The organism is Pedobacter sp. V48 (assembly GCF_000523515.1).
Taxonomy (GTDB): domain Bacteria; phylum Bacteroidota; class Bacteroidia; order Sphingobacteriales; family Sphingobacteriaceae; genus Pedobacter.
Genome location: NZ_AWRU01000002.1, coordinates 209,425 through 225,976 on the forward strand (window position 1 = coordinate 209,425; position 16,552 = coordinate 225,976).

12 protein-coding genes are annotated in these 16,552 nt (G+C 38.4%); all 12 read left to right on the plus strand.

Going from position 1 to position 16,552, the window contains the following annotated elements:
* The first annotated feature begins 1 nt into the window (after position 1).
* Positions 2 to 1,204 (plus strand): glycosyltransferase family 4 protein, encoded by a 1,203-nt coding sequence (locus N824_RS02285; protein WP_048903523.1) that lies wholly within the window; start codon positions 2 to 4, stop codon positions 1,202 to 1,204.
* A gap of 2 nt (positions 1,205 to 1,206) precedes the next feature.
* The gene (locus N824_RS02290) at positions 1,207 to 1,812 is read left to right on the plus strand and encodes a sugar transferase (RefSeq protein WP_048903524.1); all 606 of its coding nucleotides are present in this window, start codon (positions 1,207 to 1,209) and stop codon (positions 1,810 to 1,812) included.
* Positions 1,812 to 2,408, plus strand: a complete 597-nt coding sequence (locus tag N824_RS02295; RefSeq protein ID WP_235206966.1) for an acetyltransferase — start codon at positions 1,812 to 1,814, stop codon at positions 2,406 to 2,408. Before N824_RS02290 ends, N824_RS02295 begins: the two co-directional genes overlap by 1 nt.
* 98 nt (positions 2,409 to 2,506) lie before the next feature.
* Positions 2,507 to 3,898 (plus strand): nucleotide sugar dehydrogenase, encoded by a 1,392-nt coding sequence (locus N824_RS02300; RefSeq protein ID WP_048903525.1) that lies wholly within the window; start codon positions 2,507 to 2,509, stop codon positions 3,896 to 3,898.
* Positions 3,899 to 3,935: 37 nt separating this feature from the next.
* On the plus strand, positions 3,936 to 5,063 hold the full coding sequence (locus N824_RS02305) for a DegT/DnrJ/EryC1/StrS aminotransferase family protein (protein WP_048903526.1): 1,128 nt from the start codon (positions 3,936 to 3,938) through the stop codon (positions 5,061 to 5,063).
* A 149-nt stretch (positions 5,064 to 5,212) separates the two neighbouring features.
* Positions 5,213 to 7,147, plus strand: coding sequence for a nucleoside-diphosphate sugar epimerase/dehydratase (locus tag N824_RS02310; RefSeq protein WP_048903527.1), 1,935 nt, complete (start codon positions 5,213 to 5,215; stop codon positions 7,145 to 7,147).
* Positions 7,148 to 7,413: 266 nt separating this feature from the next.
* Positions 7,414 to 9,252, plus strand: coding sequence for a glutamine--fructose-6-phosphate transaminase (isomerizing) (gene glmS, locus N824_RS02315; RefSeq protein ID WP_048903528.1), 1,839 nt, complete (start codon positions 7,414 to 7,416; stop codon positions 9,250 to 9,252).
* A gap of 436 nt (positions 9,253 to 9,688) precedes the next feature.
* Positions 9,689 to 10,492: a polysaccharide biosynthesis/export family protein gene (locus N824_RS02320; RefSeq protein ID WP_048903529.1), complete on the plus strand. Its 804-nt coding sequence runs from the start codon at positions 9,689 to 9,691 to the stop codon at positions 10,490 to 10,492.
* A gap of 27 nt (positions 10,493 to 10,519) precedes the next feature.
* Positions 10,520 to 12,871, plus strand: coding sequence for a polysaccharide biosynthesis tyrosine autokinase (locus N824_RS02325; RefSeq protein WP_048903530.1), 2,352 nt, complete (start codon positions 10,520 to 10,522; stop codon positions 12,869 to 12,871).
* Position 12,872: 1 nt separating this feature from the next.
* Complete coding sequence (locus N824_RS02330; RefSeq protein ID WP_048903531.1) at positions 12,873 to 14,426, plus strand: lipopolysaccharide biosynthesis protein; 1,554 nt, start codon at positions 12,873 to 12,875, stop codon at positions 14,424 to 14,426.
* Positions 14,427 to 14,449: 23 nt separating this feature from the next.
* Positions 14,450 to 15,433 carry a nitroreductase family protein gene (locus N824_RS02335; protein ID WP_048903532.1) on the plus strand — a complete coding sequence of 328 codons (984 nt, stop codon included), beginning with the start codon at positions 14,450 to 14,452 and terminating at the stop codon, positions 15,431 to 15,433.
* Positions 15,434 to 15,436: 3 nt separating this feature from the next.
* Positions 15,437 to 16,552 (plus strand): polysaccharide pyruvyl transferase family protein, encoded by a 1,116-nt coding sequence (locus N824_RS02340; protein WP_048903533.1) that lies wholly within the window; start codon positions 15,437 to 15,439, stop codon positions 16,550 to 16,552.

Below are 16,552 nucleotides of genomic sequence, written 5' to 3' on the forward strand. Positions count from 1 at the left end.
TATGAGAATTTTATACATCCATCAGTATTTCAAAACACCAGCTGAGCCTGGAGGAACTAGATCTTATTGGGTAGCAAAAGAGCTTGTAAATGCGGGGCATCATGTGACGATGCTAACCACAAGTTCATCTATAATTTCAAAGAAAGAGACCAAAATCATAGATGAAATTGAAGTTGTATATCTTAAAGTTCCTTATGATCAAAAAATGAGTATTTTGGGAAGGATGAAATCTTTTTTAAGCTTTATGTATAAGGCTTCTGTGACTGCTTTGAAGACTAAAGATATCAATTTGGTAATAGCTACTTCAACTCCATTAACGATAGGATTTCCAGCTTTATTGATGAAAAAAATAAAGAATATTCCTTATGTTTTCGAAGTGCGAGATTTATGGCCTGAAGTTCCAATTCAGATGGGGGGGCTAAAAAATTCATTTTTAATAAGGATTGCAAAATGGTTCGAACGTACCATTTACTTAAACGCTGAGCATGTTATTGCACTATCTCCTGGCATGGCTGATGGTATAATCTCTAATGGAGGAGATAAACAAAATACTACAATGATTCCGAACATGGCAAAGATTAATGAATTTTGGCCAAGAGCAAAAAATTACGAATTGCTTAAAGACTTAGGCCTGCGCGTCGATAGCTTTAAGATAGTACATTTTGGATCTCTCGGCTTAGCAAATGGGGCGAACACTATTATTGAAAGCGCCAAACTTCTAAAAGGAATCAACGTAGAGTTTATTTTTTTAGGCGGTGGGTCAACTGAAGAATCATTAATAAAGCTGTGTGAGGAATACCAAATTGTAAATGTTCACTTTTTAGGTAAGTTCCCGATGGCTAAAACTTCAGAAATTGTTAATTTTTGTGATGTCTCAATAGTAAGCTTTTTAGACATTCCAATTTTATATACAAATTCACCAAATAAGCTTTTTGATTCTTTATCCGCGGGCAAGCCAATTATTGTAAATTCTGCAGGATGGACCAAGAACTTAGTAGAAGAAGAAGGCTGTGGATATTATGTGAATCCGAATAATCCGGAAGAGTTAGCAGATAAAATTGTTTTTTTGCAAAATAATCCAGAGATAGTGCAAAGACTAGGAGAAGAATCCAGAAAACTTGCAGAGCATAAATTTGATAAGTCAATTTTGTGCCGTGAGTTTAGTAATGTAATAAACAATTTAAATATTAATCAGATCAACTAGTGATGTATAAAAATATTATAAAACCAATTTTAGACTTCATTTTAGCTTTGATTGGATTCTTACTATTATCTCCTGTATTTATAATTGTTACACTTTTATTGTGTATAACGAATTCTGGAGCTCCGTTTTTTTTTCAAGAGCGCCCGGGTAAGCATGGTCGCATCTTTAAAGTTATAAAGTTTAAAACGATGAATGACAGAAAAGACAGAGAGGGTAAATTGCTTTCTGATTCTGATCGTTTAACAGGTATAGGAAGATTCATTCGTAAAACATCCCTGGATGAAATTACACAATTAATCAACGTAATAAAGGGAGATATGAGTTTAATTGGTCCAAGACCTCTTCTGCCAGAATATTTGCCATTATATAGCGAAATACAGTTACGCAGACATGAAGTTAAGCCGGGTATAACTGGTTGGGCGCAGGTAAATGGGCGCAATGCAATCTCTTGGGAACAGAAGTTTATATATGATGTTTGGTATGTGGATAATATATCTTTAATTTTGGATGCAAAGATATTTTGGTTAACTATACTTAAAGTTGTTAAAAGTGAGGGTATTAGTCAGGAGGGACATGTAACAGCTCAAAAATTTAGGGGTAATATTTAATGATATATTTAATTGGTGCGAGCGGCCACGCTAAAGTTATTTTAGAGATTTTGGAATTGCAAAATCGCCAAATTTTAGGATTGGTTGATAGCAATCAAACTATCGAAAAGCTTCTAGACTATAGTGTTTATCATGAGTTTCCAAAATCTTTTAATCAAACTGATAATGTTATCATAGCTATTGGAAATAATAAGATTAGAAAAAATATTGTTGCTAATAATTCTTATAATTACACATCAGCAGTGCATCCTAAGTCGAATATTTCTTCCAGATCGTATATTGGAATAGGGTCAATTATAATGGCTGGTGCAACTATTAATTGCGACGTTAAGATAGGTGACCACGCTATAATTAATACAAATTCTAGTATTGATCATGATTGCTTCATCGAGGATTATGTTCATATTTCACCTAATGTAGCCTTGGCTGGGAATGTATCAATCGGAGAAGGAAGCCATATAGGTATCGGCGCTTCTATAATTCAGGGTATAACTATTGGAAAGTGGTGCATTATTGGAGCCGGTTCAGTGATTATAAAAGATGTTCCAGATGGGTGTACTGTTGTTGGAAATCCAGGCAGGATTATTAAACAATAATTAGTCATTTGGAATGATTTTTGGTGATAGGGGCGAGAAAGATAATTTATATCGATAAGCAATAAATAGTCTTAAGCTTTAAAATTAAATATAATTAAATGATCATTAAAAAAATATGTTGTATAGGGGCTGGCTATGTAGGCGGACCCACAATGTCGGTTATTGCAAATCAATGTCCAGATATTAAGGTAACTGTTGTTGACTTGAACGAAGCAAGAATTGCTGCATGGAATGATGCTGATATCAACAATATACCCGTTTACGAACCTGGCTTAGGCGATATAGTTAATGAAGCCAGAGGCCGTAATTTATTCTTTTCAACTGACGTGGAAAAGGCAATTGATGAGGCTGACGCAATTTTTATTTCAGTAAATACTCCAACTAAAACTTATGGAGCTGGCAAGGGCCAAGCCGCCGATCTTAAGTGGATCGAACTCTGTGCCCGTCAGATTGCACGTGTTAGCACGAGTGACAAAATAATTATCGAGAAGTCAACACTCCCAGTTAGAACTGCAAGTACATTAAAAGAAATTCTTAAACACACAGGGAACGGAGTTAAATTTCATATTCTTTCTAACCCTGAGTTTTTAGCTGAGGGTACTGCAGTTCAAGATCTATTAGCCCCTGATCGTGTATTGATTGGGGGAGAACAAACGGATGAAGGGATTAAATCCATCAATGCACTGGTTGAGGTTTATGCGAGATGGGTGCCATTAGAAAAAATCCTTACAACTAATATTTGGTCCTCAGAGTTGTCAAAATTGACTGCAAATGCATTTCTGGCCCAAAGAGTATCTTCTATTAATTCTTTGTCGGAATTATGTGAGTACACTGAAGCGGACATTAATGAAGTGGCAAAAGCAATTGGTACCGATAGTCGAATTGGTTCGAAATTTCTGAAGGCGTCAGTCGGATTTGGAGGTTCATGTTTTCAAAAAGATATTTTAAATCTTGTTTATATTGCTCGTTCTTATGGATTGAATCAGGTAGCGGACTATTGGGAACAAGTGATTATTATGAATGATCATCAGAAACTCCGTTTCGCTAATAAGATCATAAAGAATTTGTACAACACAGTAAATGGCAAAAAAATTGCTTTTTTAGGTTGGGCATTTAAAAAAGATACGAATGATACCCGTGAATCAGCAGCTATTTATGTTGCAGATCACCTTTTATATGAGCAAGCCGAGATTTCGGTTTATGATCCTAAAGTTCCAGAGCAACAGATTTATGTTGATTTGGACTATTTAGCTACCCGAAGTAGCAGCGAAAATAAACAATTGTTGAAAATTGAAAATGATCCATATGACACGTGTAAAAACGCACACGCAATTGCGGTTCTTACGGAATGGGACGAATTTAATGACTATGATTGGCAACGAATATTTGATAACATGTTAAAACCTGCCCATGTTTTTGATGGCCGAAATATTTTAGATAAGACCAAATTAAAACAAATTGGCTTCTTAGTTAATGGTGTTGGCTCATAATTTGAGTTTATTTAATAAATAGTTATAATACAGGAAAATGAACAATAAAATATGGCTTTCTTCTCCTCATATGGGAGACAATGAACTTAAATATGTTACTGAGGCCTTCGAAACTAATTGGATTGCTCCTCTTGGCCCTCATGTAGATGGCTTTGAGGACGACCTCGTAACTTATACTGGTTCAAAATATGCGGCTGCCTTAAGTTCTGGAACTTCTGCTATTCATCTTGCTTTAATTATGCTTGATGTAAAACCAGGTGATGAGGTGATTTGTCAATCTATGACTTTTTCGGCAAGTGCGAATCCAATTGCATATGTAGGAGCAACACCAGTTTTTATAGATAGCGAAAAGGAAACCTGGAATATGTGCCCGGATTTGTTACGCGAAGCGATCATAGACCGAATTGCAAAAGGCCGCAAGCCTAAAGCGATCATCCCTGTACATTTGTATGGGATGCCCGCGCAAATGGATAAAATTATGGCGATTGCCAATGAATTTGAAATTCCAGTTATCGAAGATGCTGCGGAGGCTCTTGGTTCAAGTATCAATGGAAAAGCCATGGGCACCTTTGGCCTAATGGGGATTCTCTCATTTAATGGCAATAAAATTATCACTACCTCTGGTGGGGGCGCTTTAATTTCTGATCAGGATGATTATATTAAGCAAGCCCGGTTTTTAGCAACGCAAGCAAGAGATAAGGCACATCACTATGAGCATAGTGTTATTGGTTATAACTATAGAATGAGCAATGTTTCTGCTGGAATTGGGAGAGGGCAAATGGAAGTTTTGCAGGATCGCGTAGATAAAAGAAGATCAAATTTTGAATTTTATAAAAAAGAATTAACTGCCTTTGAAGGTATAAGTGTTTTGGAAGAGCCCGAAGGTTATTTTTCAAACAGATGGTTGAGTACAATTCATGTGAATCCTGCTAAAACTAATGGGATTAACAAAAAGAGCCTCTACAATATACTTTTAGAAGACAACATTGAAAGTAGACCACTTTGGAAACCGATGCATATGCAGCCTGTTTTTGCAAATAGTCCTTTTTATGGCAATGGAGTCTCTGAGGAGTTGTTCCGTAATGGTTTGTGTCTTCCTTCAGGATCTAATTTAACTGAAGAAGATTTGCAGAGAGTAATAAAAGGAATCTCAAGAGTATTTTAAATATTCTATTAAGTCTAAAAGCCTTAATTACTAGTTAATTAAGGCTTTTTGTTTTGCATTATTTATGGTTTAATAAATACCTATTTATGGGTATTTAAAATTTGGTTTAATTATTGTTAGTTTGCTTTTGGATAAAAATCGCCCAATGAATGTTCACTAAACTAGAAATTGTACCGCGCTGGATTATATTCACAATAGATATTTGCTTGAGTATATTTGCACTCGTGCTTGCAAAAGTTCTGAAGAATAACTTTATAATAGAAAATATAAATTTATTAGCATTATATAAATCGGTATTACTTGTTGTTGTTGTAAATACCCTTGTTTTTTTCAATATTAAGACTTTTGCTGGTATTGTTCGGTATACAAGTGCACAGGATTCGTTCAGAATTCTATTTGCGGTAGTGTTAAGTTCTCTAACAATTTTCTTTTCAAATGCAATAATTATCGTATTGGGAGGGGACCGGATTCTCAGCAATGTTACTATAATCATATACTCCTTATTTAGTTTTCTGTTCTTAATAACCTACAGAGTGATTGTAAAGTACTTTTTTATGTACATCAAAAACGCGAAACTGGATAAGATCAGAATAATTATTTATGGCGCCGGCGAGGCAGGCGTTGCAACCAAAAGAACTTTTGATCATGATGCCAAAGTAAACAAAACAATCATTGCTTATGTAGACGATGATTTGCGAAAAGTTGGAAAAACCATTGACGGAGTTAAAATCCTTGATGCGGCTACACTTGAAACCTTAATCATCAAACATGAAGTGGATGAAGTGATATTTGCTTCATATACCATCCCATCGGATAGAAAAGAGCAAATCGTTGATGTTTGTTTGGAGAATGATGTTAAGATTCTTAATATCCCACCACCGGATGTTTGGGCCCGTGGTGACGTAAGTACAGCACAGATTCAGAACCTGAACATTGAGGATTTACTAAACAGAAAACCAATTCAAATCGATACTGAAGGGATAAAAAAACAACTACAAGACAAAAGAATTCTAATTACTGGCGCTGCGGGATCTATTGGTAGCGAAATAGTAAGACAGGTCTTGAAGTTTGAATCTGGCCTGATCATTCTATGTGACCATAGTGAGACTGCGCTTCACCACCTATATCTTGAGCTTGAGGAAACCCATAAAGACATTAATTTCCACGCGTTTATAGGAGATGTGAAAGACGAGAAACGCATGAATTTCTTGTTTGATACCTTTAAGCCCCACTATGTATATCATGCGGCGGCATACAAACATGTGCCTATGATGGAAGATAATCCGGCAGAGGCAATTAAAACGAATGTATTGGGCACAAAAACAATTGCTGACCTATCGGTAAAACATGGTGTTCAAAAATTTGTTATGATCTCTACCGATAAAGCAGTTAACCCAACCAATATAATGGGTGCTTCTAAACGCATTGCTGAGATCTATGTGCAGTCATTAAATAACTCATTAACCACTAATGATTTTGTATTCTCAAATGGATTGGGGTACATTAATGATTTAAACGTAAAACCGATCACCAGGTTTATTACTACTCGTTTTGGAAATGTTTTAGGATCTAATGGGTCAGTAATTCCAAGGTTTAAACAACAAATAGAAAAGGGTGGACCCGTAACGGTTACTCATCCGGAAATTACCCGCTATTTTATGACCATCCCTGAAGCGTGTAGGTTAGTGCTTGAAGCAGGTTGCATGGGTAAAGGAGGTGAAATCTTCGTTTTCGATATGGGTAAGTCAGTTAAAATTGTAGAACTGGCAAAGAAAATGATTCGCCTTGCAGGTTTGGTGCCTAATGAAGATATAAAAATTACCTACTCTGGTTTAAGACCAGGTGAGAAATTATACGAAGAGCTTTTGAACGATAATGAAAACACCATGCCTACGCATCATGAAAAGATCATGATTGGCAAAGTGCGCGAATATGTTTTCAATGAAATAGAAGCCCAAATCTATAAATTGGTGGACCACGCTGTAATCAATGATAACAGAAAAGTAGTTATACAAATGAAAACTATTGTTCCGGAATTTAAAAGCAAGAACTCTAAGTTTGAAGAGTTTGATGTCGTTTCCTAATAATTCTTATGAATTAATTACCGGTATTTTATGTTTTTGAAGCACCGGAAATTAGCCTAAATATCTGCCGGGCCGAAAAAATGCTCAGTTTTAACTGCTGCGTTTCGGATACCCTTTTCAAAAATGATTGCTTAAAAGCATGCAAACGTTTGATTTTGCCATTAGAGCCCGATTTTTAGAAAAAATCATTATTAAATTTGAGTTTAAAGCCTTAAGTTTGACAAATTTTATTAACGTTTTTTTATTTATTTACCTATTGAAAAAATATGTGTGGAATAGTTGGTTACATAGGCCATAGAGAAGCCTGGCCTTTAGTTATTAAAGGATTAAAGCGGTTAGAATATCGCGGTTACGATAGCGCTGGTATAGCACTAATCAATAATGACGGCTTGAATATATACAAGAAAGCCGGAAAAGTACAGGAACTTGAAAATTTTGCTGAAGGCAAAAACCTTTCTGGAACCATTGGTATTGGACATACAAGATGGGCAACACATGGTGCTCCTTCTGACAGAAATTCGCACCCGCACACTTCGCATAGTGGCGATTTATCCATCATCCATAACGGAATCATTGAAAATTATGCTACCCTTAAAGAAATGCTGATCAGCAAAGGGCATGAGTTTAACAGTGATACGGATACCGAAGTATTGATTCACCTGATTGAAGAAATCTATAAAGAAGAAAACATTGATCTGCTGGAAGCAGTAAGGCTTGCCCTTCATGAAGTGAGCGGAGCTTATGCGATCGTAGTAATGGACGAAGCAAAGCCTGATCAGCTGATTGCGGCAAGAAAAGGTAGCCCTATGGTTATAGGTGTTGGCCAGGGCGAATATTTTATCGCTTCTGATGCTACACCAATTGTAGAATATACTAAAAACGTGATCTACCTGAACGATAATGAAATCGCATTTTTAAAACGCGATGAGTTAATGATCAAAAGGTTAGATAACGTGGTGCAGACTCCTTATATCCAGGAGCTGAATCTGAAACTGGAAATGCTTGAAAAAGGTGGTTACGATCACTTTATGCTTAAAGAGATTTATGAGCAGCCACGTTCTGTCAGAGATTGTTTAAGAGGTCGCATCTATCCTAACGAAGGAAGAGTACAGCTTGGTGGAATCAGTGAGTTCGCGCATAAACTGAAAAATGTAGACCGCATTATCATTGTGGCCTGCGGTACTTCTTGGCATGCCGGATTAGTTGGTGAGTACCTAATTGAAGAATACTCAAGAATTCCGGTTGAAGTTGAATATGCTTCGGAATTCAGATATAGAAACCCAATCATTACCGAAAAAGATGTAGTAATTGCCATCTCTCAATCGGGAGAAACTGCTGATACCATGGCTGCTATTGAAATGGCCAAAGAAAAAGGGGCAACTATTTTCGGGGTATGTAATGTGGTTGGTGCATCTATTCCACGTCTTACCCATGCTGGTGCATATACGCATGCCGGTCCTGAAATTGGTGTGGCTTCAACTAAAGCCTTTACTGCTCAGGTTACCGTGTTAACTTTGATCGCTTTCCACCTTGCACAGCAAAAAGGAACCTTAACAAGCTCAAAATTAACAGAGTTGTTAACCGAATTGGATAACATCCCTCAGAAAATTGAAAAAGCATTGCAATCAGAAAGCCTGATCAAAGAAATCTCCGCTAAATTTAAGGATTCACGGAACTGCTTATTCTTAGGTAGAGGAAGTGGTTTCCCTGTAGCACTGGAAGGCGCATTAAAGCTTAAGGAGATCTCATACATCCATGCCGAAGGTTATCCTGCTGCAGAAATGAAACACGGTCCTATCGCCTTAATTGACGAGGAGATGCCGGTTGTGGTTATTGCAACCAAAAACTCATCTTACGAAAAAGTAATCAGCAACATCCAGGAAGTTAAAGCCAGAAAAGGAATTGTTTTGGCAATCGTAACAGAAGGTGATACTGAAGTTAGAAAAATGGCAGATTACTGCATCGAGATTCCTGATGCCAGCGAAGCTTTCTTGCCATTGTTAGCGACCATACCATTGCAATTATTGTCTTACCACATTGCGGTAATGAGAGGCTGTAACGTAGATCAACCAAGAAATCTGGCCAAATCGGTTACTGTAGAATAACATAAAACATTTCAATGATGTTAAAGGGTCCCAATTGGGACCCTTTTTGTTTATATATATTTTTTATGTGGTTTATTTTAAGTTTTTTATGTTAATTTATGGTTGTTTTAATGTTAATTATGACTTTTATTAATGATTTTTCTTAATTTTTTGTAATAATCTCAGTATATTTGGTCAATCATTCCTCTTTTTATTGCAATTATTGTGCTTTTTGGGATGATTACGTAGTAATTACTTATGATTGCATGTGAAATGAAGATAAACTATGTATTAAGTTTCTGTTATGTTTGGATTTTTTTAATATTCATTCCTTTTTTCGTTTTTATTTTCATTTTTCTTCAAGATTTTGTAATTGCTTGCTCAAATAAATTACGCACCTCTTTTTGTCGGAACACTTTTTTAGAATCTACCTATTATAGACTATTGCTACCTACCTATGAGAAAAAGAAAACCCAGTATCCCTTTAAAGAATTTAGCAGGATTGCTAATTACATTGTTTATTACTTCCTGCGTCAGCACCAAGAACGTCCCGTACTTTCAGGACATTTCCCTCGCAGATAAATCTGCAATGGAAAAGACGGCTCAATTTACAGACCCTGTAATTCAGCCCGACGACATACTTGCTGTGTCTATTTTTACAATAGATCCCCTAAGCTCGGCAGTGGTTAATCAAACTACCACCGGACAGGCCTTGGGAGCAAGTTCCGCATCTACCATTGGTCAGCAGCAGGTTAGCGGTTATCTGGTTGATAAGAACGGAGAGATTGAACTGGCGGTTATTGGAAAAATCAAGCTGGTTGGATTGACTACTTTCGAAGCAAGAGATCTTATCAGAAAAAAAGCTGCCGAACTTTATAACAACCCCAGTGTTCAGGTACGCTTCGCAAATTTCAAAATTACCATATTAGGAGAGGTGGTAAGACCCGCAGCCTATACCTTGCCTAATGAAAAGGTTAACATTTTAGATGCGATTGGTCTTGCAGGCGATCTCACCATTTATGGTAAACGAGAGAATGTATTGCTTATCCGCGACAACAACGGGAAGAAAGAATTCGCCCGCTTTAGCCTGAATTCCTCAGAATTATTTAACAGCCCATATTTTTATTTGAAACAGAACGATGTGATTTACGTAGAGCCAAATAAGGCACGTATAGCTGCGAACAACGCATCGAGAACCCAGACTTTTGCAATACTCGGATCAGCGCTCTCCGTTTTAATTATTTTAATTACAAGGCTTTAATCATTTTTTCATTAGTAATCATCCCCTATGAGTACAAGATCAAATCAACTTCCAAAAGATGAAGGCCTGGATATTAGTAAGCTACTGCCCAAGATTATCAGAAAATGGCCATTAATATTGTTGTCGGTAATATTTTGTTTAGGCCTGGCCTATTTATACCTGCGATACACCACACCTATGTTCCGGATCTCGGCAAGGGTTTTAGTAAACGATGAAAAAAAGGGAGGTAGCGCGCTTGGTGCCGCTGCCGATGCTCTCGGTGATCTTGGCGGCCTGCTTGGCACCAAAAGCACCGTAGACAATGAAGCAGAAATTCTGCAGACCAGGTACCTGATGGAACAGGTGGTAAAGGACATGCACCTTAATATTACCTATATTAAAAAGGGTCGTGTTAACGACATAGAAATTTATAAAAGCCCGTTTACAGTTCAATTTGTTGTACCGGAAGATACCATTAAGGCAACAGGTTTTGATTTGGAACTGCTGAAAAATGGCAAAATCTCGCTAAAATCTGGCCTGTTAGATACTGTAGTAGAGTTTAACGGTAAAATCACTTTCCCTAAAGTCGGGACATTTATCATTACCAAAACACCCGGACAGCTTTTTGTTCAAGATGAGCGCTATAAGTTCTCTATTGTTTCCATAGATGAGAAGGTAGCCGGATTAATGAACGACCTGACCGTGTCAGTTGGAAATAAGCTGATCACGGTAATTGACCTGACCATTAATCACCCCATTCCTAAAAAAGGTGAGGATATTTTAACGGAGCTCATTCATAAGTACGTTCAGGGAAATATTGACGACAAAAATGAAGTTGCCGACAGTACCATTAAATTTATAAGGAACAGGCTGGCCTTTATCAGCTCGGAACTGGGTGATCTGGAAGGGAACATTCAGGGTTTTAAGCAGAAAAACAACCTTGCCGACATGACCGAGCAATCTAAATTGCTGGTGCAAAATACGAGCTCGTTTATGAATGAGTTGTCGAAGGTAGAAACGCAGCTGAGTATCTTATCGAATCTGCAGGATTACTTAAAAGATGAAAGCGGAAATCGTGTACTACCCAGTTCAATTTTGCCGGGAGATATGGTTTTTACTGGATTAATAGATAAGTATAATGCCTTACTTTTAGACCGCGACAGGAGATTGCTTGGTGTAACGGAAACGAACCCGGTGATTACCAATCTGGATAAGCAGATCAAAAATATGCGCACAGATATGCTGGCCAATTTGATCTCTACTAAAAACGGACTGGAGATTACCAAAGCGCAGTTACAAGGACAGATGAAGTCGGTTGAAGGACAAGTTCAGCAGATACCTGCTACTGAAAGAAATTATTTAAACCTGGCCAGACAACAACAGATTAAGCAGGAGCTATACATCTACCTGATGCAAAAGAGCGAGGAAACTGCGATTTCCAAAACCTCTAATATCGCGAATTCGCGGACTATTGATCCGCCAAAATCTGAATTTAAGCCTTTTAGTCCAAAGAAATCTGTAGTGGCGCTGGTTGGTTTGTTTATGGGTTTAGCCATCCCAATTGGAATCATCTATCTGCTGGATGTATTAAATAATAAAATTAATACCAAGGAGGACATCACTGAAGCCACAGAGGTTCCGATTTTGGGAGAAATTAGCCATAGTGATGATTCGGCTAACCTGGCCGTTTCCGACAATTCAAGGTCTGCCATTTCCGAACAGTTCAGGGCATTGAGAACCAATTTGTCTTTTTACCATAACGACAACGAAAAAACCAAGGTTATCTTGCTTACCTCCAGTATGTCTGGAGAGGGCAAGTCCTTTGTGGCAATTAACCTGGGGAATGTGTTGGCCATTACCGGAAAGCGTGTGTTGCTGATGGAGCTGGATTTACGAAAACCGGGTATGTCTGGTAAATTAAATACATCTAACGGTGTTGGTTTTACCAATTACATTGTCGACAAAAGCCTTACCGCTAAAGATATTGTAAAACCTCTGGATATCCACGAAGATCTGTTTATTGTAAGTTCGGGCCCTATCCCGCCGAACCCTGCGGAAACGTTGTTGAATCCGCGTACCAAAGAGTTAATAGATGAGCTTAGAACGCAGTTTGACTATATAATTATTGATGCCCCGCCAATAGGTATAATTACCGATGCCCAGTTGCTTGAGCCCCATGCTGATGTTTGCCTGTATTTAGTGCGGCATAAGTTTACGCTTAAAAACCAGCTGCATATTGTAGATGATCTGTTCCGCACTAAAAAAATGAAAAAAGTAGGAATAGTGATAAACGATATCGTGCTGTCTGATTCTTATGCTTATGGATATGGTTACGGCTATGGCAGTTATGGAGAGGAAATAGCGAAAAAAGGTTTCTGGAAACGAATTTTTAAAGGGTAATATGAAAGCCGCTAAAAAAGTTTTTTACAACACCGGTTTCCTTTACGGAAAAGTGGTGATTACCATGTTTATCGCATTGTTTTCGACCCGTTTGATATTGAAATCTCTGGGAACAGAGGACTTTGGTATCTTTAATTTGCTGGCCGGGGTTATTCTGATGCTTTCTTTTTTGAACGGTGCGATGACAGTAACCACACAGCGCTATCTCTCGTTTTTCCTTGGAAAGGGAGAGGTAGACAAAAACAAAGAGGTATTTAAAACCAGCATCACCCTGCACTTAATTATTGGTTTGCTGGTTGTTGCCCTGTTGGAAATTGCCGGACTGTTTCTTTTTGATGGTGTGCTGAACATACCCCACGGCAGGATTGAAACGGCAAAGTATGTTTTTCATTTTATGGTGGTGAGTACATTTTTTACCATAAACGCGGTGCCGTACGATGCGGCAATTAATGCAAATGAGGATCTTTTATTCGATTCGTTAAGTGGTATCCTGGAGGCGGTATTGAAACTGGGTATTGCTTATTACCTGTTGTATACGCATTTTGATAAGCTGATCACTTACGGGATTCTGATTGCAGCGGTAACCATCCTGATCAGGATGATCAAGACGATCTGGTGTTCGGTGAAATATGCAGAATGTAAGTTTAGTTTCGGTTTTTCGGCCAATTATACACTGCTGAAAGAAATGGCCTCTTATGCAGGATGGAATTTGTTTGGCGCCTTGTGTTATGTGGCCAGCTCTCAGGGGTTGAGCATCATATTGAACAGGTTCTATGGTGCCAAGATCAATGCATCTTATGCGGTTGCCAATCAGGTTAACTCACAAATGCAATCTTTTTCTGTAATGATGGTAAGGGCCTTTAATCCGCAGATCGTTAAAAGTGAAGGCGGTGGCGACAGGGAAAGGATGATCAGACTGGCTACTCAATCCAGTAAGTTTTCTGTTTTTCTGCTGTTGTTCATGGTTATTCCCATGCTCATTGAGATGCCCTTTATTTTGAAGTTCTGGTTATCTAATGTGCCTCAGTATACTGCTGCCTTTTGTACGATTGTGCTGATGACCAGTGTGGTTAGTCAGATGTCGACCGGATTGAAAACAGCGGTTCAGGCTACTGGCAAGATTAAGCTTTATCAGTCCGTTGTGGGCTCTACCGTTTTACTCACTTTGCCACTCTCGTATTTTCTGCTTAGGTCCGGTTATCCTGCTTACTCGGTTTTAATAGGTGGTTTGTGCCTGGAAGCGATTTCGCTGGTGATCAGGTTAAGGATTGTTCACACCTTAACCGGCTTGTCTATAAATGCTTTTTTCAAGAATATAATTTTAAAGGTTGCGGTGATTACTGCAGTAGGAATAGGGGTGTCATTTTTACCTGGACTTTTTATGCCGGAGGGCTTTATTAGGTTGGGTGTGGTACTGGCACTGAGCTTCTGCTCTACCTCGTTATTGATATGGAACCACGGCTTTGTGCAAGCTGAACGTGATATGGTGGCCGGAATTGCAAAAGGCCTTACAAAAAAGTTATCCGGAATTCAGGTGAAATTCGCCGGAAAATAAATAAGATAATAAAATTTAATTATATGTCTTTCATAAAAAAAATCGTCCCGAAAAAAGTTAAAATTATAGCCAAGTTGTCGAAACTTTATGCTTACGATTTTAATCGATTTATTAAGAATTCGAATGTTTATCAAACCTTCGATACTGAAAACAAACTTAAAGGTAAGCTAACCATCTATTACCATGTTTTGGAGAAGGGGCTGACTATGCCCGATACCAGGCTTGGATTTGGGGAGCCTGTTGTGCTTGAACTGATAGATATGATGAATATGTATTTGGATAAAAAATACAATTTGTCTAGTCTGGAGTTTGTTCATTCCATGAATGTGCTGGAAGAATATGTTGACTTCCACGACAAAAAAAGCTTTGCGTTAAAGCAGGCCATTACCGATCAGGTAGCCAAATTAAGGCTGAGAATTACCGCCTACCAGACGCCAAAACAATTCGAATTTGACAGAGACGTTTATTTTGCGCACAGGGAATCTTCGTTCGATAAGTTCTGCCTTTCGAGATACAGCTCCAGAAATTACAGCAACGTGGAGATCCCGGAAGAGGTGTTGATGAAGTGCGTAAGGCTGGCGCTAAAATCTCCTACTTCCTGTAACAGGCAGGTGAACCGGATTTATATGGTTAGGTCTGCTGAGATGAAACAGGAGGTGCTGAAACTGCAATATGGCAACAGGGGATTTGGACATTTGGCCGACACGCTATTTGTGATTACAGCTGATATTTCAGTTTTCCAGGGCCCAAATGATAGAAATGAATCTTTTGTGAATTCAGGAATGTTTGCGATGTCGCTATTGTATGCGCTGCACAGATATGACATAGGGGCCTGCCCTTTGAACTGGAGTGTGGAGGTGCACAGGGATTTAAAATTAAGACAGCTGCTGGGCATCCCGAACAATGAAAGAGTGGGTCTTGTGGTTTCCTGCGGATACCTGCCTGAGAAAATTAAAATAGCATCCTCGCCAAGGCTGGAAGCAGAAGAAGTGGTTAAAATTTTATAATATATGAAAGACCAACAAGCAAAGAATATTGGGTTAGTCACCTTCCATAATGTGTACAATTACGGAGGCGTTTTACAGGCTTATGGCTTATGCAGGGCGCTGGAAACACATAATATAGAGTGTATCGATTATCAACAGCAGGATCTTGATCTGAAATACAATCATAAACTGTACGACGGCAGAAGATCACTAAAGCAGAATGCGAAACATTTTGTAAAGCACTTTATTTTAAAAAAAGGTGTTAAAAAAGAAAATAAGATCAAAGAGTTTATTACCGAGTATATTCCATTGAGTAAGGGTTCTTATAAGAACCTTACCGAGGTGGATGTGAACAGTAAGCAATATGATGTGCTGATCAGTGGCAGCGACCAGATCTGGAACCCTCAGTTTACCGGAGGCAAACTGGATCCTGTGTACTTGCTGGCCTTTGGAAACGATAGGGTAAAAAGATTGTCGTACGCCTCCAGTGCGGGTGCGCATAAGTTCGCCAATGGCGACAGGAAGACTTTAACTGCATCTTTAGGTGCCTATAAGAACATCTCGGTAAGGGAGCAGTTTTTAAAGGATCAGATTTCAACCTTTATGGATAAAGATGTGCAGGTGGTGGTGGATCCGACATTATTGCTGACCGGTGAGCAGTGGAGGACGATTGCCAAACCGCTGTCGCGCGAAATGCCAAAGGACTATGTGCTGATCTATACCTTTGACAACAATAGTGTTTGCATTAACCTGGCGAAAGACATTGCTAAAAAATTAGGCTGCAAGGTGGTGTTCATCAGCAGTAAAAAACAGAAAGCCGATCTGGTGGATGTGTGCTTAGAGGATGTTGGGCCTAATGAATTCATCTGGTTGTTTGATAATGCCAGGTTTGTGGTAACCAATTCTTTCCACGGAACTACTTTCTCCCTTATTTTCAAAAAGAACTTTTACAGCATTTATAAGAATTCTAACCCTTACAGGGTATTGAACTTATTGGATGTGCTGGGGCTGAAGGATCGGTTGATCAAAAATGCGGACGATCTGGCTGATGTAACTGCGCCTATTGACTATACCATCCCGTCGAAATTATTAAGTGAACGTAGGGAAGACTCAATTAAATTTCTATTTGACTCCCTGTAA